General features: G+C 68.7%; 12 protein-coding genes. 2 read left to right on the forward strand and 10 right to left on the reverse strand.

What is annotated here, in order from left to right; all coding sequences use genetic code 11:
- Positions 1-18 precede the first annotated feature (18 nt).
- The 6 genes from AC1DIQ_RS03535 to pilG all read right to left on the reverse strand — a co-directional run bounded on the left by AC1DIQ_RS03535 (position 19) and on the right by pilG (position 11,630).
- Positions 19-1,335, reverse strand: coding sequence for a chemotaxis protein CheB (locus tag AC1DIQ_RS03535; RefSeq protein WP_478049442.1), 1,317 nt, complete (start codon positions 1,333-1,335; stop codon positions 19-21).
- Positions 1,322-8,143 carry an Hpt domain-containing protein gene (locus tag AC1DIQ_RS03540; protein ID WP_478049443.1) on the reverse strand — a complete coding sequence of 2,274 codons (6,822 nt, stop codon included), beginning with the start codon at positions 8,141-8,143 and terminating at the stop codon, positions 1,322-1,324. Before AC1DIQ_RS03540 ends, AC1DIQ_RS03535 begins: the two co-directional genes overlap by 14 nt.
- 94 nt (positions 8,144-8,237) lie before the next feature.
- Positions 8,238-10,274 (reverse strand): methyl-accepting chemotaxis protein, encoded by a 2,037-nt coding sequence (locus AC1DIQ_RS03545; protein WP_088432920.1) that lies wholly within the window; start codon positions 10,272-10,274, stop codon positions 8,238-8,240.
- Between the two features lie 43 nt (positions 10,275-10,317).
- Positions 10,318-10,848, reverse strand: a complete 531-nt coding sequence (locus AC1DIQ_RS03550) for a chemotaxis protein CheW (RefSeq protein WP_282262489.1) — start codon at positions 10,846-10,848, stop codon at positions 10,318-10,320.
- Entirely contained in the window at positions 10,848-11,210 is a 363-nt protein-coding gene (locus AC1DIQ_RS03555; protein WP_019185138.1) for a response regulator, read from the reverse strand. Before AC1DIQ_RS03555 ends, AC1DIQ_RS03550 begins: the two co-directional genes overlap by 1 nt.
- Before the next feature lie 18 nt (positions 11,211-11,228).
- The gene (gene pilG, locus AC1DIQ_RS03560; protein WP_121039045.1) at positions 11,229-11,630 is read right to left on the reverse strand and encodes a twitching motility response regulator PilG; all 402 of its coding nucleotides are present in this window, start codon (positions 11,628-11,630) and stop codon (positions 11,229-11,231) included.
- Between the two features lie 257 nt (positions 11,631-11,887).
- On the opposite strand from pilG, the gene gshB reads away from it, so the two are divergent.
- The gene (gene gshB, locus AC1DIQ_RS03565) at positions 11,888-12,838 is read left to right on the forward strand and encodes a glutathione synthase (protein ID WP_478049444.1); all 951 of its coding nucleotides are present in this window, start codon (positions 11,888-11,890) and stop codon (positions 12,836-12,838) included.
- A complete protein-coding gene (locus AC1DIQ_RS03570) occupies positions 12,835-13,722 on the forward strand; it encodes an energy transducer TonB family protein (protein ID WP_121039053.1) in 888 nt (295 codons plus the stop codon). Before gshB ends, AC1DIQ_RS03570 begins: the two co-directional genes overlap by 4 nt.
- Positions 13,723-13,827: 105 nt before the next feature.
- On the opposite strand, the gene tsaB is transcribed toward AC1DIQ_RS03570, so the two are convergent.
- The 4 genes from tsaB to mrcB all read right to left on the reverse strand — a co-directional run bounded on the left by tsaB (position 13,828) and on the right by mrcB (position 19,656).
- Positions 13,828-14,538 (reverse strand): tRNA (adenosine(37)-N6)-threonylcarbamoyltransferase complex dimerization subunit type 1 TsaB, encoded by a 711-nt coding sequence (gene tsaB, locus AC1DIQ_RS03575; protein ID WP_478049445.1) that lies wholly within the window; start codon positions 14,536-14,538, stop codon positions 13,828-13,830.
- A gap of 5 nt (positions 14,539-14,543) precedes the next feature.
- Entirely contained in the window at positions 14,544-16,601 is a 2,058-nt protein-coding gene (locus AC1DIQ_RS03580) for an ATP-dependent DNA helicase (protein ID WP_478049446.1), read from the reverse strand.
- A gap of 70 nt (positions 16,602-16,671) precedes the next feature.
- Positions 16,672-17,199 (reverse strand): hypothetical protein, encoded by a 528-nt coding sequence (locus tag AC1DIQ_RS03585; protein WP_121039063.1) that lies wholly within the window; start codon positions 17,197-17,199, stop codon positions 16,672-16,674.
- 15 nt (positions 17,200-17,214) lie between these two features.
- A complete protein-coding gene (gene mrcB, locus AC1DIQ_RS03590) occupies positions 17,215-19,656 on the reverse strand; it encodes a penicillin-binding protein 1B (protein WP_152151925.1) in 2,442 nt (813 codons plus the stop codon).
- Positions 19,657-19,659 lie beyond the last annotated feature (3 nt).

Genomic DNA, 19,659 nt, shown 5'->3' on the forward strand with positions numbered 1-19,659 from the left:
AAGGTGCGTCGGCGCCACTCAGGCGTCCACGCGCCAGCGTTCGGCGATGGTGGCGGCCAGCTGCGGCGGTTCCCCGGCGTCCTGCCCGGCCGCAACGACGGCACTGGCCGCGGTCGGGTCATAGCAGCCTTCGCCGATCTGACCGGCCACCCAGGCACCGGCGGCGGCCAGGGCGAGCACGGCGTCCACCTGGGCGGCATCCGCACCGCTGAGCAGGACCACGCCGCTGTGCGCGGCCGGCAATGCCTCGATCTGGATGCCGGCGGTATCGGCGATGAACTGCAGGCCGCCCTGGCGCATGGCGATGCCGATGTCGTCCGGCAGGATGTAGGCCTGGCCGGCTTCAACCGGCTGGGCGTCCTCGGCCAGCAGCACCGGCAGTGCGGACACCCGTGCCATCTGCTTGACCAGATTGCCGTAGCGGCCGCCGTCCAGGCGCATATGCACCAGGACGGCGGTGCTCAGCGATTCGGGCAGCGCGGCCAGCAGGCGGCGCAGCGCATCCGGCCCGCCGATGCCGGCCAGGACCAGCACCGCGCCCGCGCAGCCACCGGCGGAACCGGCCTCGGGTTCGAGCTCGACCAGCGACAGACGTTCAATGCCGAAGCGCTCGGGTGCGGGCGCCGTGTCGTTGATCGACGGGGGCGCAGCGACAACACCGTCATCCTCCACCAGCGACCAACGGCTGTGATCGCCGATGGATACGGCTGCGGCGGGCGGTGCCGAGGCCGGAATGGGCGGAATCGCCGGGGCGACCGGATCGGGTTCCAGCGGCTGCAGCGCGGCCAGTGCCTCTTCCAGCGACACCGGCTCGTGCAACTCCGCCGGCGCCTGGTACAGGCCATCGGCCGGCACCTCGGCGGCCGCATCCTCGGCTTCGCGCAGATGGAACTCCAGCGGTGCGTCGGCATGCAGCTGCGCCGGGGTGACCGGCAGGCCCGGTTCGGGCTGCAGTTGCTGGTCCTGTTCCGAACCCGGCGGCAGCACGTCCTGATGGCCGTGCAGCTTGGCCACCAGATGCCGTGCCCAGCGCTGCGCTTCCCAGCCATCGCGGCGTGCAGCCAGCTCGGCTTCGTCGAAGATCACGGTCAGTGACGGCGAACCCAACACCGGATCCAACCGCTCCAGGGCGTCTTCGATCGCCGGTTCCAGCGCGATCAGGACCGCACCGGGATCGGCATCACGCAGCGCCTGCAGGTCGAGCGTGTTGGGGTCGTCCTCCAGCACGAGGCGGGCGCCGGCATGGCCGAGTGCTTCGCGCAGGCGGTCGCGTGCCGGCCCGGAACGGGCCAGCAGGGCCACCGACAACAGGGGATGGGCATCACTCGCGTGCACGGGCGATCCCCAGCAGGTCATACACGTTGCGCATCAGATCCAGTTCCTGGTACGGCTTGCCCAGGTAGCGCTGGACACCGAGTTCAAAGGCACGTTGACGGTGCTTGTCGCCGCTGCGCGACGTGATCATCACGATCGGCACACCCTGGTAGCGCGGGTCGGCGCGCATGACGCTGGCCAGCTCGTAACCGTCCATGCGCGGCATTTCGATATCCAGCAGCATCAGGTCGGGCACCCGCTCATCCAGGCGCTCCAGTGCTTCGATACCGTCACGGGCGACCGTGACCTCGAAGTTGTGGCGTTCCAGGATGCGGCCGGTGACCTTGCGCATGGTCAGCGAATCGTCGACCACCATCACCAGCGGCACATCGCGATCACTGACCTTGGCTGCAGCGGTGATCGGCTTGTGCGGGTTGGCCAGGTAGCGGCGCACCAGCGGCGCCACGTCCAGGATCACCACCACGCGGCCATCGCCGGTGATCGTCGCACCGTAGATGCCCGGCACCGAGGCGATCTGCAGGCCGACCGGCTTGACCACGATTTCGCGGTTGCCCAGCACTTGGTCGATCGCCACGGCCACGCGCAGGTCGCCGGCGCGGACCAGCAGCAGCGGTACCTGGGCCTGGCCTTCGGCGCGGGCCTGGGCCTGGCCGATCAGCGTACCCAGATCGTGCAGGGCGAATTCTTCGCCACCGTAGTGGTACCCGCCGTTGGCGGTTTCAAAGCGCTCGCGCGAGATCCGGCCGATACCACTGACCGAGGCCACCGGCACTGCAAAGGTGGTCTCGCCGATCTGCACGAACACCGCCTGGGTGACCGCCAGCGTCTGCGGCAGGCGCAGGGTGAAGGTAACGCCCTGGCCGCTGACCGAGTGGATGTCCACCGAACCACCCAGCTGGCGCACTTCGTTGTGCACCACGTCCATGCCCACGCCACGGCCGGCCAGCTGGCTGACCTGGTCGGCGGTGCTGAAGCCGGGCGAGAAGATCATCGCATCCAGTTCGGCATCGCCGAGCACGGCATCGGCGGCGATCAGGCCCCGCTGTTCGGCGCGGCGACGGATCGCCTCACGGTCCAGCCCGGCGCCATCGTCGGCCACTTCCAGCACGATTTCCGAGCCTTCGCGGCGCAGGCGGATGGCGATTTCGCCCTCGTCCGGCTTGCCCGCGGCACGGCGCTGTTCCGGGGTTTCCAGGCCATGCGCCACCGAGTTGCGCAGCATGTGTTCCAGCGGCGCGACCATGCGGTCGAGCACGTTGCGATCCAGTTCGCCGTGGGTCCCTTCGAGGGTGACGTGAACCTGCTTGCCGGTGTCCTGGCCCGCCTGGCGCACGACCCGGCGCAGGCGCGGCACGAGACCATCGAACGGCACCATGCGCGCGCGCATCAGGCCGTCCTGCAGCTCCGAACTGACGCGCGACTGCTGTTGCAGCAGCACGTCGTACTGGCGCGAGAGATCATCGAGCACGCCTTGCAGACCGCCCAGATCGGCCGCCGATTCATTCAGCGCGCGGCTGAGCTGCTGCAGCGTGGAGAAGCGGTCCAGTTCCAGCGGGTCGAACGTGTGATCGGCCTGGTCCTGCTCACGCTGATAGCGCGCCACGATCTGTGCTTCGGTTTCCAGATCAAGGCGGCGCAGCTGATCGCGCAGACGGGCATTGGTGCGGTCCAGTTCGCCCATGGCGCCGCGGAAGGCACCGAGCTGCTGTTCCAGACGCGAACGGTAGATCGCCACTTCACCGGCGTGGTTGACCAGCCGGTCGAGCAGATCGGCGCGCACGCGCACCTGTTCCTGCTGCGGCCGCGGCAGACCATCTTCCTCGCTGACGGTTTCCAGCGGCACCGGTGCCGACAGCGGCGCCGCCACGAGCGCGGCGATGGCGGCCTCCACCTTGGCATCGCCGGACGGCAGCGTGTCATGGGCGGTCTCGAGCGGCTCGGGCTCGGCGCGGCCCTGGGTACGCTGCTCGAACGCGGCGATCAGGTCATCCGGCATCGCCACGGTGCGGTGCTGGCCGGTGCGGGTCAGCAACTGGTGCAGGCGATCGAACCCGCGCTCCAGCAGGTGCACGTCGCTGCGGTCGATATCGGTGCGGTTGGCCGCGACGGCCTCCAGCAGCGATTCAATGCCGTGGCCAAGATCGCCGATCGGGTTGATCCCGGCCATGCGCGCGCCACCCTTGAGGGTATGCAGGTCGCGCTGCAGGCCGGCGATCACCTCGCGGTCCTGGGGCGCGGCGCGCAGCTCGCTGATCAGGCCATCGCAGTGGTCGAGCAGGTCCTTGCCCTCTTCCACGAAGATATCGACCAGCTCCTGGTCGAGCTGGGTGAAATCGAGCGCATCGCCCGACGCGAGGTCGTCACTGTCGGTGGACTCCACCGGGCGGGCGTCGTCGGCTTCCGGGGCGTTCGTGAAGGTTGCAGCGGGTGCGTCCTCCAGTTCGAAGAAGCGCGCCGGGGAGGCAGCGTCGGCGGAGGCATCGGGCGCCGTGGTCTCGATCGCCTCGGCGAACGCATCGGCTTCGCCGGCGTTCTCAGCCGTGGCGTCCAGACCGAGCACGCCGGTATCGGAGGCATCCGGCGCATCGACGACGGTCAAACCGTCATCCACCGCCTGCTGGGCGTCCACCACCTCGCCGAAGGCCGGCGGCGGCGGCAGGACCTCATCCAGCGCATGGGCGTCTTCGTCGCTGTCCGGATCGGTATCGCTCCAGCTGTCGTTGGCCGCGTCATCGACCGCGACCGCGTAGGCGCTGCCCTGCTCATCGTCATGGGCATGGGCATCGACATCAGCGGCGGCCGGACCGTCGGTGGTCGCCTCTGCCGAGTCGGAGCGGCTGTCGGTCGCCGTGTCTGCCACGCCTTCGGCCTCGGCCTCGGCCTCGGCCCTGGTGCTGGTGCTGGTGCTGGTGCTGGTGTCGGTGTCGGTGTCCGAGTTGGCGTCGGTTTCATCGCCGACGTCGACCGGACGTTCCGGCGTGACCGGCTCGGCGAGATGATCGAAGTAGCGCGAGAGATCCTCGGCCGAGGTCAGCTCGACCGCTTCCAGGCCCGCATGCACAGACGCCAGATCCGCGTCCTCGGCTGCGACATCCGGCGAAGGCGGCGCATCTGCTGCGCGCGCGGTGTCCGGCAGCGCGGCATCGAAGTAGGCGGACAGGTCGTCCGTGCCGGTCAGCTCCATGGCGATGAGGGCATCGTCGTCGGCCTCAGCGGCCGCGCGACCGGGCTCGATCACGCTCAGGCCATCGGCATCGATCTCGGCCTGCTGCTCGCCGGTAGCCGTGGTGTCGTCGGCGGTCGCGAGCAGCGGCACGGCGTCGTCCTGCACGTCATCACCGGTCGCGGCGAACGCATCACCCTGCGCATCGGAGACCGGGGCGAACGGCCCTGCCTCGGCATGCGCATCTGCTGCTTCGACGACTTCGTATGCCTCAACGGGTTCAACGGCTTCAACGGCTTCAACGGCTTCAACGGTATCCGCGCCTGCAGCCAGGACCTCGACCGCAGCCACGTCGATGGCAGCCACGTCCACGGCATCTGCGGCCGTCGCTTCGGTTACCGCTTCCGCTTCCGCTTCCGCATCCGCTTCAGTCGCCTCGACGGACGCTTCGTCGTCCACCAGGTCAAGATCGTCCTCGACCAGTGCCGGCCAGCGCGCCTCGGGCAACGTATCGGCCAGGGCGACCAGGCGGGCCGCCAACGCGTTCTGCACGGGCACCCGCGGCGCCTCGTCCTGCAGTGCCGCCATGGTGGTGGTGATCGCGACGCTGGTCTCGGCGAGCGCGTCGATGCCCGCCGCGCTGGGCAGTGCATCGGCAGCCAGGGAGCGCTTGATATAGCTTTCCGCCGCACCGGTGACCGCCGTGATCTCCGGCACGTCGGTCATGGCGAAGGCGCCGTTCATGGTGTGCACGGCGCGCAGCAGCCCGTCGGTCACTGGCTGGGGTGCATCGGCGGCGACATCCAGCCACGCCTGCAGCGTCGCCTGATGGATCTCAACCTCGGCTTCCAGGATCTCGCGCAGCACGCTGTCGATGTTGGCCGGCGTGCTCTCGATCACCGGCGCAGCGTCAGGCGTCCCACTGTCCACGGCCGTTGCCACGGCGGCTGCAGCGGCACGCTGCAGGGGCACATGGAAGGTCTCCTCACCGGCGGCCACGCGATCGGCGATGGCCTGCATGGCCTGCAGATCGGCGGTGACACGGCTGCCATCGCGCAGCGCGGCATTGAGCTGCGGCAGCACCTCGTAGGCCTGGCCGACCAGGGCGACCACCGCCGGCGAGGCCGGGCGGCTGCCATCGAGCACGCGGTTGAGCATGCCCTCGATCTTCCAGCTGAACTCGCCCAGGGTGCGCGCACCGACCAGCCGGCCACTGCCTTTGAGCGTATGGAACACGCGGCGGATCGGGCGCAGGCGGTCCAGGTTGTCCGGCGCGATGCGCCAGGCCGGGAGCAGGTTGCCCAGGTTCACCAGTTCTTCGTCGAACTCTTCGATGAAGACCTCGCGGATGTCCTGGTCGATGTTCTCGCCATCGTCCTCGAAGCCGGCCTCGATGCTGGTGTCGTCGGCGGGCACGGCCACTGCCGGGCTCGCCGCTGCAGAGGTGGCCGGCACCGTACCGGTGCCGGCGCCTTCCGGGCGGAACTGCGCGGCGGCGGCGTCCAGTTCGGCCAGGAAGCGGGTGGATTCGTCGTCCAGCTCGATACGGCGGATGACCGCATCCTGCACTGCGGGCGGCGGCAGCGCGGCATCTGCCTCGGCCTGCAGCACCGTGTCGGTGCCATCGATGAACGCATCGGTCGGCTCGGCGACACTGTCGTCCACCGAGGCCACCGGAATCTCCTGCAGGAACGTCGGCAGGGCTTCCACATCCACCGCACTCTGCGCGAACGGGCTGGAAGCAGCCGTCTCCGCGGCAATGCCATCGCTATCGGTGTCGGTGTAGGTGCCGCTGTCATCGATCTGAAGCGACAGCACGTCGTCGGCGTTGCGCAGGTCCTCATCGAAGGTGAATTCGATCGGCTCGTCGCTCAGCTCCAGCATCTCGTGCTCGGCGGCCACCGGATCAAACCCGGTGCCCGTGGCCACGAAGGCCGGCATCTCCAGCGACACGTCCGAAACCTCGGGCGCACGCTCCGACGTCGGCACATCCACCGCGTCGTGCACAGCATCGGCGTGCACGGTCGGCAGCGGCGCGACGTCCCACCCGGCGCCGGCGGGCACTTCGGCAATGACCGGATCGAAATGGGCGAACGTAGGCAGTTCGTCCACATCGTCATGGCTGGCCAGCGTCCACTGCGGCGCATCGGCGGCGACCGGGGCGGTGGAGGCGTCGAATACCAGCGCCACCGGTGCCGCGGGCAGCGGGGCAGTGTTCGCCGGCGGCGGATCGAAGGTGACGTCCGGCAGCGGCGGCGGCAGGTTGGCCGGGCGCGGGATGTCGGCAGTGACGCCGAGCTTGATCGGCTCCGGTGCAGGCGCGTCCCACGGCGTGAGCTCGATGGGTTCGGCCGCGACCGGCAACGACGCCGGCCCGGTATCGGGGGTGGGCTGGTTGGCAGCCGGCAGCGGCCAGTAACGCAGGGTTTCCAGGCTGCTGCGGGTGATGTCCAGGATTTCATCGCGGCCCGGGCGACGTTCGCGCAGGGCCTCGAGGTAATACTCCAGGCTGGCCATGGCGTCGGCCAGGGTGTCCAGCTGGCGCCCGCTGGGCACGCGCTGCTTGCCGAGCAGTTCAACGGCGATGTACTGGCGCACGCCCTGCAGGTAATCGGCCGGCACCGTCAGATCCAGCATGCGCAGCGCACCGGCGACCTCGCCGAGCAGGCGCGGTACTTCCTGCAGCTGCTGGTGGTTCCAGTTGGTTTCGATGAAGGCGACGAAATGCTCGCGCGCCGCAGCGAAGTTGGCGATGGCTTCATGCGCCAGCACCTCCACCGTGCGCCGGTTCTCCACCGCGCTCGGATCGTCTTCGCCACTGCCGCCGGCGCCCAGATGGGCGACCTGGTCATCCAGCGAGGCATCCACGTAGAGCAGCGCGCCGGCGATATCCAGCAGCAGCGTTTCATCGATCTGCTGCACGCCCTCGACCACGTCGCGCAGCGCGTCGCGCTGCTGTACGACCACGCCGCGGGCCACGCCCAGGCCCATCATGCCCAGCGTGTCGGCCACCGCGCCCAGCTCGTTGACCTGGGTCTGCAGCTGCACCGGCTCGCCGCCGGTACGCAGGTGCAGGTCCAGCGCATCCTTGATGCGCAGCAGTTCTTCCTTGACCGCATTGCCAACCGTATCGAGCAGCTCGCGATTGCGCCCGCTCAGGCTGCCGCGCGCGTGATCCAGCTCGGCTTCGGTGGCGCTCGCGCTGTCCGGCGCGAAGGCGAACAGCACGCTTTCATTGATGCCCGGCGCGGCGCGCGCCGAGCGGATGTCATTGAGCAGCGGCAGCAGCACGATCGGGATGTCGCGGTGACCGTTCTGCAGGCGCTCCAGGTAATCGGGCAGCAGTACGCTGCCACGCATCAGCGTGGCGCAGGCTTCATCACGGTCGGGCACCTCACCGGCACCGATCGCATTGGCCAGCTGCTCCAGCTCCTCGGCCACCATCGCCGGGGCATACAGCTCGACCATCCGCAGGGTGCCCTGCACCTGGTGCAGGTAGCCGGCGCAGAAGCGCATCCGGCTGCCATCGGCGGGGTCTTCCACGTAGTACTCGACCTCGTTGCGCACCTGGCGCAGGGTCTCGTCCAGCTCCGGCTTGACCCAGCCCAGCGCAGCGTGGCTCATGGCATCGCGCAGCGTGCTCATGCCAGGTCTCCCGGCAGCTCGGCGCACATGGCGTGCGGTGATTTCTCGCGATGCATCATCTGCTTGTTCCTTCCCTCTCCGCCCTGCCCGCGGCTCACGCCGGCAGCTTGAAGTCGGCGACCGAGCGGCGCAGGTCGGCCGCCAGCTGTGCCAGGTGGCCGATCGACTCGGCGGTCTGTCCCGCGCCCTGCGAGGTCTGGCCGGTAATCTGACGGATCACGCCCATGGTGCGGGTGATGTCCGATGCCGCGGCCGACTGCTGCTGGGCAGCGATCGAGATGTTCTTGATGAGGTTGTTCAACGCGTTGGAGACGCGCTCGATTTCGGTCAGCGCGGTACCGGCGTCTTCGGCCAGGCGTGCACCGGAGACCACTTCGGCGGTGGTCTGCTCCATCGAGCTGACCGCCTCGTTGGTATCGGCCTGAATGGCCTGCACCAGGTTTTCGATCCGTCGGGTCGCACCGGAGGTGCGCTCTGCCAGCCGCTGCACTTCGTCGGCCACCACCGCGAAACCGCGACCGGCCTCACCGGCTGAAGCTGCCTGCACCGCGGCGTTCAACGCCAGGATGTTGGTCTGCTCGGAAATGTCGTTGATCAGTTCCACGATCGAGCCGATTTCCTGCGAGGACTCGCCCAGGCGCTTGATGCGCTTGGAGGTTTCCTGGATCTGGTCGCGGATCTGGTCCATGCCCTGGATCGTTTCGCGCACCACGCCGGCACCTTCGGCGGCGATGATCACCGAGCGCTGTGCCACGTCGGCCGACTCGGCCGAGTTGCGCGACACCTGCTCGATGCTCGAGGCGATTTCGCCGATGCGGTCGGAGGCCGAGGTGATCTGGTTGGCCTGGTGGCCCGCCGCTTCGGCCAGCTGCATCGCGGTGGCCTGGGTTTCCTGGGTCGACACGGCGACCTTGGCCGAGGTGTCGTTGATGGTGGTCACCAGGTGGCGCAGCTCATCCACGGCGTAGTTGATGGCGTCGGCGATGGCGCCGGTCATGTCCTCGGTCACCGAGGCCTTCACCGTCAGGTCGCCTTCACCCAGCGAGCTGATTTCGTCCAGCAGCCGCATGATGGCCTGCTGGTTGCGGCTGTTGTATTCCACCTGGGTCTGGTACCGCAGTTCCTGTTCGCGCGAGCGGCTGCGCACCGTGCTGCCGACGAAGCCGATGATGGCGATCAGCGAGAACGCACCAGAGGCCACGCCCAGCCAGAAGTTGGGGAACAGGCGGGTATCGCGCAGCGAGCCGAACGAAGAGAAGGCTTCGAACAGCTTCTTGCTGTCGCGCAGCATGTCTGCCGAACCACCCGTCAGGGCCGCGGCCGAGGACTGCGCGGCGAACAGCTGGCGCGAGCTGGCCAGGATCGCGTCGGCATCCTGCTTCATGGTGTCCCACTGCTTCTGCGACTGCTCCAGCGCGGCCAGCGCCGGACCGTTGCGGACCGCGGCAATGCCCAGTTCCTCGTTGCCGTTGCGCAGCGCATCGAGCACCTGGGTGAAGACCACCGAGTCGCGGGCGAGCGCATCGCCCGCGGCAGCCGCATTGGCGCCACCGGCGCGCATTTCCGTCACGCGGCGGGCCATCGAGCCGACCACCACGACCTGCTGCAGGGCGTTGTAGACCTGCGAGGACGGCGCGCCACTGGCCGACATCGCGCGGACCACTTCGTTCAGCTGCGCCTGCAGTGCGGGCACGCCGTTGACGAAGTTGTTGGCGTTGCCGGCCAGGGCCAGCACGGCCGGTTCGCTGGCGACCAGCTGGCCGGCACTCTTGCCGAGCGGCTCCCAGGTCTGGATCAGCGTGTTCAGCGGCCCGGCGACATTGGTCTCGGTGCCGTAGCGGCCCTGCAGGCCACTGACGGTACTTTCGATGTCGCTCTTGGTCAGCTTGAACGCGGTGAACGCCTGCGCGTTGCCCGAGACCGCCTCACGGCCCTGGTTGGCCAGCTGCTGCGAGAGCACCTGCAGGTTCGCCGCATCGGTGCTCGCACTGGCCAGGCGACTGCCCTGCCAGGTCGCTACACCGGTGTTGACGCCGAACACGATCATCGACACGGCCAGCAGGCCGAGCCAGAAATTGGTGCCCACCGAGCCGAGCTTGCCGGCCTTGGCGGATTCCGAAGCAGTACTCATCGTTCAACCTCGATCTTCAATACGGAGAGACAGGCGCCTGCGGTCAGGCCGCGGCCTGCCTGAATTCGGGGGTACGCGACAGCAGCGACAGCGAGAACACGCCCCAGTCATGGCCATCGCCGTGGAACGCACGGTCGATGAAGTGCGCATAGCGGCCGGTAGCCAGATCGCCGGCGACAATGTCCTGGTCCAGCTCGAAGCTGCGCTGGCCGAACAGTTCATCGATGGTCAATGCCACGTCGCCGCCGGCCTGGCGCATGATCAGCACGCGCTGACCCTCCTGCTGCACGGTGCGCTCGCCTTCCAGGAAGCACTTCAGGTCCACCACCGGAAACAGGTTGCCGCGCAGGTTGCCCACGCCCAGCAGCCACGGCTGGGCGCCCGGCACCGGGGTGATCGGCGGCATCGGCACGATTTCCACCACTTCGCGGAAATCCGAGACCAGCCGGCGCTTGCCCACGCGGTAGCCGACGCCACGCCACAGGTCCTGCGAGAACTGCCGCTCGGGCAGCTGCACGGCATGGGCCAGGCTGCGCCGCTCATAGGCCTGGAGGATGTCGAAAGGAGAACGCATCAGACCACCAACTGGTTGATCCGCGCGATCAGTTCCTCCTCGCGCGGCGGCTTGACGATGTAGTCGGCCGCCCCCTGGCGCAGCCCCCACGCCTTGTCGGTTTCCATCGCCTTGGTGCTGACGATGACCACCGGAATGTGCTTGGTGGCCGCGTCGCGCGCCATCGCACGGGTGGCCTGGAAGCCACTCATGCCGGGCAGGACCACGTCCATCAGCACCAGCTGCGGTGACTGCTCGCGCACGAGCTTGAGCCCGTCCTCGGCGTTGTCCGCTTCCAGGACTTCATGACCGGCCTTGGTCAACCACTGCGTGAACACCGCACGGTCGGTCGGTGAATCCTCGATCAGTACGATTCGAGCCATTGTGCCTTTCCCCCCTGGTCAGGCGTTGACGTATGTGCGGATGGCACCCAGCAGTTCTTCACGCGTGAATGGCTTGGTCAGGTACTGCTCCGAGCCGACGATGCGGCCGCGTGCCTTGTCGAACAGGCCGTCCTTGGAGGACAGCATGATCACCGGCGTGGACTTGAACAGCTGGTTGCCCTTGATCAGCGCACAGGTCTGATACCCGTCCAGCCGCGGCATCATGATGTCCACGAAGATGATCTGCGGCTGTTGATCGGCGATCTTGGCCAATGCCTCGAACCCATCGGTCGCGGTCACCACTTCGCAGCCTTCCCGCTTCAGCAGGGTTTCCGCGGTTCTGCGGATAGTCTTCGAATCATCGATGACCATCACGCGCAGCCCTGCGAGTTCCCCACCCGCAGCCATGTATTCAGTCATTACCTTTCCCCAAGCGCGCGACGCTTGCCTGATCCCCGGCGTCGCTGCGAAAGCGTATCTATATCCCAATACCGCCGCGCGCTTCAAGCACACCCACCGCGGCCCCGGCGCCAGCGGCCCGGCGGGCGCCCGGGCCGGGCCGTTTGCGCAAATCCGGGGCGGCGCCCGCCCGGCCGGACACTGCGTTCCGCGCCCCCGGGCAGGCATTGCGGACCCATTGTCGCTACCATCATCGGCCTGCCCGCCAGGTTGCGACCATGCCGTTGAATGTCATCGTGGTGATGGACCCCATCGCCCATATCAAGATTGCCAAGGACACCACCTTCGCGATGCTGCTGGAAGCCCAGCGCCGCGGCCATGCGCTGCACTACGTCAGCCCCGGCGGGCTGGCCCTGCGCGATGGCCAGGCCATCGCCCGCACCGCCCCGCTGCAGGTGCGCGAGGACAAGAACGACTGGTTCACGCTGGGCGAGTTCAGCCAGACCGCGTTCGGCCCCGGCCAGGTGGTGCTGATGCGCAAGGACCCGCCGGTGGATGCCGAATTCATCTACGACACCCATGTGCTCAGCGTCGCCCAGCAGGCCGGTGCGATGGTCGTCAACGACCCCCAGGGCCTGCGCGACTACAACGAGAAGCTGGCCGCCCTGCTGTTCCCGCAGTGCTGCCCGCCGACCCTGGTCAGCCGCCGCAATGCGGACCTGAAGGCCTTCGTGCTCGAACATGGCCAGGCGGTGCTCAAGCCGCTGGACGGCATGGGCGGGCGCTCGATCTTCCGCAGCGGCACCGGTGATCCCAACCTCAATGTGATCCTGGAAACCCTGACCGATGGCGAGCGCACGCTGGCCCTGGCGCAGAAATTCATCCCGGACATCACCGCCGGCGACAAGCGCATCCTGCTGGTCGATGGCGAGCCGGTGGACTACTGCCTGGCGCGGATTCCGCAGGGCGATGAGTTCCGTGGCAACCTGGCCGCCGGTGGCCGTGGCGAAGGCCGCCCGCTGAGCGAGCGCGACCGCTGGATCGCCGCCCAGGTCGGGCCGGAGATGAAGCGGCGCGGCATGCGCTTCGTCGGCCTGGACGTGATCGGCGATTACCTGACCGAAGTCAATGTCACCAGCCCGACCTGCGTGCGCGAGCTCGACGCTCAGTTCGGACTGAACATCGCCGGCACCCTGTTCGATGCGATCGAGGCCAGCCTGCCGCGATGAGCGCCAGCGTCGTCCCGGCCCCGACGTGGCAGGCGCGCGAATCCCAGCGGCTGGGCGCGACCCTGACGCTGTCCGTGCTCGTGCACGCGTTGCTGCTGCTGGGAGTCGGCTTCGCGGTCAGTGACAGCGCGCCGCTGGTGCCCACCCTGGATGTGATCTTCAGCCAGACCCAGACCCCGCTGACCCCCAAGCAGGCCGATTTCCTGGCCCAGGCCAATCAGCAGGGCGGTGGCGACCACGACAAGGCGCAGCGCCCGCGCGACAACCAGGCCGGGATCGTGCCGCAGGCACAGGCCGGGCTGTCACCGGTGCCGCAACAGCGCCAGGAGGCAGCCAGCGTTCCGCCGCCGCAGACCCGCGTGGTCAACAGCCGCAATGGCGCCGACACCATCGCCGAGGCGCAGCCACAGCCGCTTCCCGAGCACCCCCGCCCGGATGCACCGATGACCGCCCGCGAGCAGCGCGACGTGGAGATGGCACGACTGGCCGCCGAGGTACATCTGCGCTCGGCCCAGTACGCCAAGCGGCCGAACCGCAAGTTCGTCTCGGCCAGCACCCGCGAATACGCCTATGCCACCTATCTGCGCGCGTGGGTCGACCGCGCCGAGCGCGTCGGCAATCTGAATTATCCCGATGAGGCCCGCGCCCGCCGGCTCGGTGGCCAGGTGGTGATCACGGTCGGTGTGCGCCGCGATGGCACGGTCGAAAGTGCCCGCATCCTGCAGTCCAGCGGTACCCCGCTGCTGGATGAAACCGCGCTGCGCGTGATCACGCTTGCCCAGCCGTTCCCGCCACTGCCCAGGACCGAGGATGCGATCGACATCCTGCAGGTGACCCGCACCTGGGTGTTCCTGCCCGGCGGCGAGCTGCGCGACGATCGCTGATCGGGCGCAGGGCGCAGCCACGCACGGCGTGGCGCTACCGCCCACTACGCAATCTGCATGTAGAGCCACGCCATGCGTGGCTGGGGCATTACAAGGCGACCGGCTTCAAGAAGCCGCCTGCTTCGCCGCCCGCGCCGCCTGCTGTTCCACCAGGGTCAGTGCCACGTTGTTGCGCAGATACGCCGGCTCCACCAGCTCCGGCGCCACGCCCTCGCCGCGCTGGAACGCGGGTACCGCCAAGGCCAGCACGTCCGAGGCCCGCGGCAGCGCCAGCGCATCCACGCCGGTCAGTTGATCGGCCAAGCGCGTGGCCAGCACGCCCTCGGCCGCGCCGAACCCGGTGCCGACGCCGAACCAGTGCGCGCCCTCAGGCAGCACGACCTGCTCGGGCGCGCACACGCTCTCCTCGCCCTGCAGCTGCCACTGCCCGTCCACGCGGATGTGGCGTGCGGCATAGACCTCGCCCATGCGCGCGTCGATGCTGGCCAGTACATGATCGGCTTCCGCCGGGGCACGCAGCGCCAGCGCCTGCAGGGTGGAGACCGCGATCAGCGGGCGGTCCAGCGCCAGGGCGATCCCCTGGGCGATGGCGATGGCCAGCCGCACGCCGGTGAACGCGCCCGGCCCCCGCCCCAACGCGATCGCATCCAGCTGCGAACGGGCCACCCCCGCTTCGGCCAGCAGCGCCTCGGCCCAGGGCAGGCTCAGCTCGGCATGGCGGCGCGGGGCGATCTCGAAGCGCTCGCTGACCTGCCCATCCACATACAGGGCAACGGAACAGGCTTCGGTGGCGGTTTCAAAGGCGAGCAGTTTCATGGCGGTCAGAACAGGGAAGTGGGAAAGTCATCGGTGGACGGCAGACGTTGCACGGGCTGCGGTGATGCAGGCGCAGCGACGGGTGTGGGGTCAGCGACGGGCCATTGTGGCGCAAAGAAGGCCTGCACATCGGTCAGCGAACGGGTACGCCGGAACGGCGGCAGTGAATCCAGGAAGATCCGGCCATAGCCACGGCTGAGCAGGCGTGGATCACACAGCACCAGCACACCGCGATCGGTTTCGCTGCGGATCAGGCGGCCCACGCCCTGCTTGAGCGCAATCACCGCCTGCGGCAGCTGCTCATCGCGGAACGGGTTGCCGCCGTCGCGGCGGATTGCATCCAGCCGCGCTTCGAACACCGGATCGTCCGGCGCGGCGAAGGGAAGCTTGTCGATCACCACCACGCTGAGCGCATCGCCGACCACGTCCACGCCCTCGCGGAAACTGGCCGAGCCCAGCAGGACGCCGTTGCCCGATTCACGGAAGCGCTGCAGCAGGGTCGCGCGCGGCGCCTCGCCCTGCACGAACAGCGGCCACGGTGCATCGCGCAGGGCCTCGGCCGCTTCGCGCAGTGCGCGGTGCGAGGCGAACAACAGGAACGCACGGCCGTGCGAGGCCTCCAGTACCGGCGTCAGTGCGCGGATCAACGCGGTGCCGAAGCCGCGCGCGGCCGGATCGGGCAGATCGGTCGGCAGATAGCACAGCGCCTGGTGGGCCCAGTCGAACGGGCTGGGCTGCAGCAGGCTGACCGGATCCTCCAGGCCCAGCCGCTGGGAAATATGCTCGAAACCACCGTCCACGGTCAGCGTGGCCGAGGTGAACACCCAGGCCGCCATCGAGCGCTGCCGATGCTCGCGCAGCGGACCGGACACATCCATCGGCGTGCGCTGGCAGCGGAAACCGCGTGGTGTGAGTTCATACCAGAGCACCTCCGCTGGCGGCGGCGCTTGGTCCGGATCGGTGTCGAAATCCAGCATCGGCGCATCGTCGCCCAGCCAGCGCGACAACCGTGAGACCGCTTCCATCGCGCGCGCATGGCAGGCATCCAGACCGGGCGACGCCTCGCGCACGCCGGCCAGCGCATCGCGCAGCTGCACCAGCGTACTCATCGCCGCATCGAAGCCATCGCGCACCTGCGGCACGGTCAACGCGCGCCACTGGGTGCCGCGCGGCGGCAGGCCATCCATCGCCACGCGCAGGTCGCGCAGGGTCTGCTCCAGCGCGGCCGCGGGCTCCTGCAGGGCCGCCTGCGCACCGGCCACGCTGCGGCTCTCTGCCAGGCAGTCGCGTGCCAGCTCCTGCCACGGGCGCATGCCGAAGCCTTCACCGAAGAAGTTGGCCGCCAGTTCGGGCAACTGGTGCGCCTCGTCGATCACGAACGCCTGCGCACCCGGCAGGATCTCGCCGAAACCTTCCTGCTTGAGCGCCAGATCGGCCAGCAGCAGGTGGTGGTTGACCACCACCACGTCGGCCGCCTGCGCCCGCTGCCGTGCCTGCACGACGAAGCAGTCATCCCAGAACGGGCACTCGGTGCCCAGGCAGTTATCGACGGTGGAGGTCACCATCGGGTACAGCGGCGAGTCCTCCGGCAACGCCTCCAGCTCGGCCATGTCGCCGTACTTCGTGCGCCCGGACCAGGCCAGGATGCGCTGGAACTGCGCGACCTGCTCGGGGGAACTGAAACGGGGTTCGCCCCGGGCCTGCTGCAGCCGATAGCGGCACAGATAATTGGCGCGCCCCTTCAGCAGCGCACTGCTGTGGCCCACACCGAGCGCGGCCCGCACGCGCGGCAGATCGCGGTGATACAGCTGATCCTGCAGCGCGCGGGTGCCGGTGGAGATGATGGTCTTCAGCCCGGACAGCAGCGCGGGCACCAGATACGCATAGGTCTTGCCGGTGCCGGTGCCGGCCTCGGCCAGCAGCACGTCGCGCTGGTCGAAGGCTTCGGCGATCGCCGCGGTCAGGCGCAGCTGGGCCGGGCGAGGTACGAAAGCATCGAGCTGGCTGGCGAGCGCACCGCCCTCACTGAGGGCATCGCGGCTGGCGTGGGCAAGTTGGGACATGACGACAATGATAGAGGCTGCCGGGCTGCGCCCGGCGCTACGCCGTCACGCATCCGCTGTCGCGCTGGCCTCAGTAGCGCATGATGCCCGGCACTGTGCAGCCTTCCAGCTGGGCATGCGCCGAGGCGGCATTTTCTTTTTCACCGCGGGCCAGGCGCGACTGCTCGATCGTTGCCCAATGGCGGCGGCACAGCGGGCCGGTCTTGGAGCCCAGTTCGACCGACTTGCGGGCGAAGGTTTCCGCCGCCGCCCAATCGCCCTGCAGCAGGGCGATCTCGGCACGGTCCTGCAGCACCGACGGATCCGAGGCCATGATCGCCAGCGCCTGATCGAGCGCCGCCGCAGCGCCGGTCAGATCGTTGGCCTGGCGACGGGCATGCGCGGCCTGGCGCAGGTCTTCCACCTCGCTGTCGCGCAGCGGCTGCACGGCCAGCTCTTTGTCGTCATTGCCCGCGGCGGCATCCACGGCGGCCAGGCGCTGGGCCGGCGTGGTGGTGTCGACCGGTGCCTTCACCACCGGCGGCGGAGTGACGCAGGCCGCCAGCGCGAGGCACAGCGTGGCAAGCGACGCGGAACGGATCAGGAAACGGGTGGTCATGCAGGCAGGCCTCGATCAGGGTTGACGCGCGGGGGTGGCGACCGGTGCATTCTGCGCCGGTTCGGGGGCAGGCTCGGGCTTTTTCTCCAGGCCGAACCAACTGCGCCAGCCACCGCCTTCACTCTGTTCGCCACCCTCGCCTTCCGGCAAGGCGCTCGGCGCGGTGCACGGTACATAGGCCGGGGTGTAACCCACCACGAACGGGAAGCGACGCGCGCCGGGGCAGGCTTCATCGGTGGTGGCCGTGCCGCTGGCCTCCACGTACTGCCAGTCCAGGCCCTTGTTGCTGACCTTCAGCGGCGAGCTGGGCAGGCGCTGGAAAATGCCGGACCAGACCCGCATCGACCCGGTCGCACCATACAGCCCGGCCTGTTCGTTCTGGTCATTGCCCATCCAGATCACAGCCAGATGGTCACCGGTGTAGCCGGCGTACCAGCTGTCGCGGCCGTCGTTGGTGGTGCCGGTCTTGCCCGCCGGCTGCAGGCGGCCCAGGCCGTCGGCGTTGAGGCGCTGCGCGGTACCGCTGGCCACGACCTGCTGCAGACCGATGCTGATCAGGTTGGCGGCAATCGAGTCCCCTTCCTGCGCCGGCGCCGGGGTCTTGTCGTAGCGCTTCATCAGCTTGCCCTGCGGATCGAGCACGCCACGCACCGCATGCAGCGGCTGGATCTCGCCGCCCGAGGCCAGGAACTGATACAGCTGGGCCATCGCATACGGGCTTTGATCCGTGGAGCCCAGGATCACCGCGGGATTGGGCTCGGCCTTGATGCCCGCCAGCACATGGATCAACTGCGTGACCCGCTCCGGACCCACCTGCATGCCCACCCGCACCGTGGCCTGGTTGTAGGAATGGGCCAGCGCATCGATCAGGCGGACCGTGCCGTGGCTGCGGTTGTCCGCGTTGCCGGGGGACCACTGCTTGCCGCGGCTGAGCTGCACCGTCACCGGCGAATCGTCGACCCAGCTGGACAGCGAGTAGCGGTCCGGCTGCGCCAGCGCCAGCAGATACACGAACGGCTTGAGCAGCGAACCGACCGGGCGCTGCGCCTCGATGGCGCGGTTGAAGCCCGGTTCGGAGACGTCACGGCTCCCGACCACGGCCAGCACATCCCCGTTGTGCACGTCGGTCAGCACCAGGCCGGCCTGCAACGCGGGACGGCGCTTGCTTTCCAGTGATTTGATCGTCTTGGTGACCGCGCCTTCGGCATACGCCTGCGCCGACGGTGCCATGCCGGTCATCACGCTCAGGCCGGCGCCCTGCAGCACCGACTCGGGGTAATCGTGACCGAGCTGGCGGCGGACCAGATCCACATAGGCCGGGAAACGGTTGGCCGCGATCAGGCCGGGCGTCTTGGGCACGCCCAGCGGCGCATCGACCGCACGCGTGTACTCGGCATCGTCGATCAGATTGGCGTCGCGCAGCTTGCCCAGCACGAAGTTGCGGCGGTCCAGCGCACGTTCGGGATTGCGGCGCGGATCGTAATAGGACGGGCCCTTGACCAGGCCGATCAGCAAGGCGACATGCTCGGTGTTGAGCGAGGCCAGATCGCGCCCGAACCAGAACTCCGCGCCCGAGGACATGCCGTGGATCGCCTGGCTGCCGCGCTGGCCCAGGTAGACCTGGTTGAGGTAGGCCTCCAGGATGGTGCGCTTGTCGTAGCGCGCCTCCATGATCAGCGCGTACAGCACCTCATTGAACTTGCGGGTGACGGTCTGCTCTTTGCCGATCCCGAGCAGGCCGCTGCGGGCCAGCTGCTGGGTCAGGGTCGAGGCGCCCTGGCGGCTCTGGCCACCGGAACGCACGGTCACCCAGATCGCGCGGGCGATGCCGCTCAGGTCGATGCCGTGGTGGCGGTTGAAGTCCTTGTCCTCCACCGCCTGCAGGCCGGTGACCAGCAGCTCGGGCGTCTCTTCAATCCGCACCAGCCGGCGCTCTTCCTGCTTCTGGCCGTACAGCGTGGCGATACGGGCCGGATCCAGACGCGCGGCCTTCAGCGCCTTGCGGGTGTCGGGGTCACGCAGCGAAGCGATCGACCCGCCGGACAGGCTCAGCTCGACGCGGCGCGGGGCGACCCGACCATCGACGTCGTTGTAGCCACGGCTGGAGATGACGAAACGCCCTCCCTCCTGCGTATACGTGGCCGGCGACTTGCCGATCCCGTCATCCCGGTAGGCGGAAGCCGCCAGCTCGGTCTTGAGCGTGGCCGCATCCATCGCCACGCCGGGCGCCAGCGGCAGCGGGCGCGCATAGACGCGGGTGGGAATCTGCCAGCGCAGCTCACCGAAGCGCTGGGTGACCTGTTGGTTCAGGTACACCGTATAGGGGATCAGGAAGCCCAACCCCAGCGCGACAGCCGCCATGCTCCAGGTGATCAACCGGCGCCGCCACAGCGGGCCGCGGCTTTCGGTGTCGTCGTCGAACTCGTCGATGTCGTCGGAATCGTAGCGTCGGGGCACGGG

It is taken from the genome of Stenotrophomonas sp. 05L413, from assembly GCF_056397945.1.

What these genes read in the sequence shown, in the direction of transcription:
- AC1DIQ_RS03580 (WP_478049446.1), bottom strand. Translation starts at nt 16,601, where the DNA reads ATGTCCCAACTTGCCCACGCCAGCCGCGATGCCCTCAGTGAGGGCGGT.
- AC1DIQ_RS03585 (WP_121039063.1), bottom strand. Translation starts at nt 17,199, where the DNA reads ATGACCACCCGTTTCCTGATCCGTTCCGCGTCGCTTGCCACGCTGTGC.
- pilG (WP_121039045.1), bottom strand. Translation starts at nt 11,630, where the DNA reads ATGACTGAATACATGGCTGCGGGTGGGGAACTCGCAGGGCTGCGCGTG.
- AC1DIQ_RS03550 (WP_282262489.1), bottom strand. Translation starts at nt 10,848, where the DNA reads ATGCGTTCTCCTTTCGACATCCTCCAGGCCTATGAGCGGCGCAGCCTG.
- AC1DIQ_RS03570 (WP_121039053.1), top strand. Translation starts at nt 12,835, where the DNA reads ATGAGCGCCAGCGTCGTCCCGGCCCCGACGTGGCAGGCGCGCGAATCC.
- gshB (WP_478049444.1), top strand. Translation starts at nt 11,888, where the DNA reads ATGCCGTTGAATGTCATCGTGGTGATGGACCCCATCGCCCATATCAAG.
- AC1DIQ_RS03555 (WP_019185138.1), bottom strand. Translation starts at nt 11,210, where the DNA reads ATGGCTCGAATCGTACTGATCGAGGATTCACCGACCGACCGTGCGGTG.
- tsaB (WP_478049445.1), bottom strand. Translation starts at nt 14,538, where the DNA reads ATGAAACTGCTCGCCTTTGAAACCGCCACCGAAGCCTGTTCCGTTGCC.
- AC1DIQ_RS03540 (WP_478049443.1), bottom strand. Translation starts at nt 8,143, where the DNA reads ATGAGCACGCTGCGCGATGCCATGAGCCACGCTGCGCTGGGCTGGGTC.
- AC1DIQ_RS03545 (WP_088432920.1), bottom strand. Translation starts at nt 10,274, where the DNA reads ATGAGTACTGCTTCGGAATCCGCCAAGGCCGGCAAGCTCGGCTCGGTG.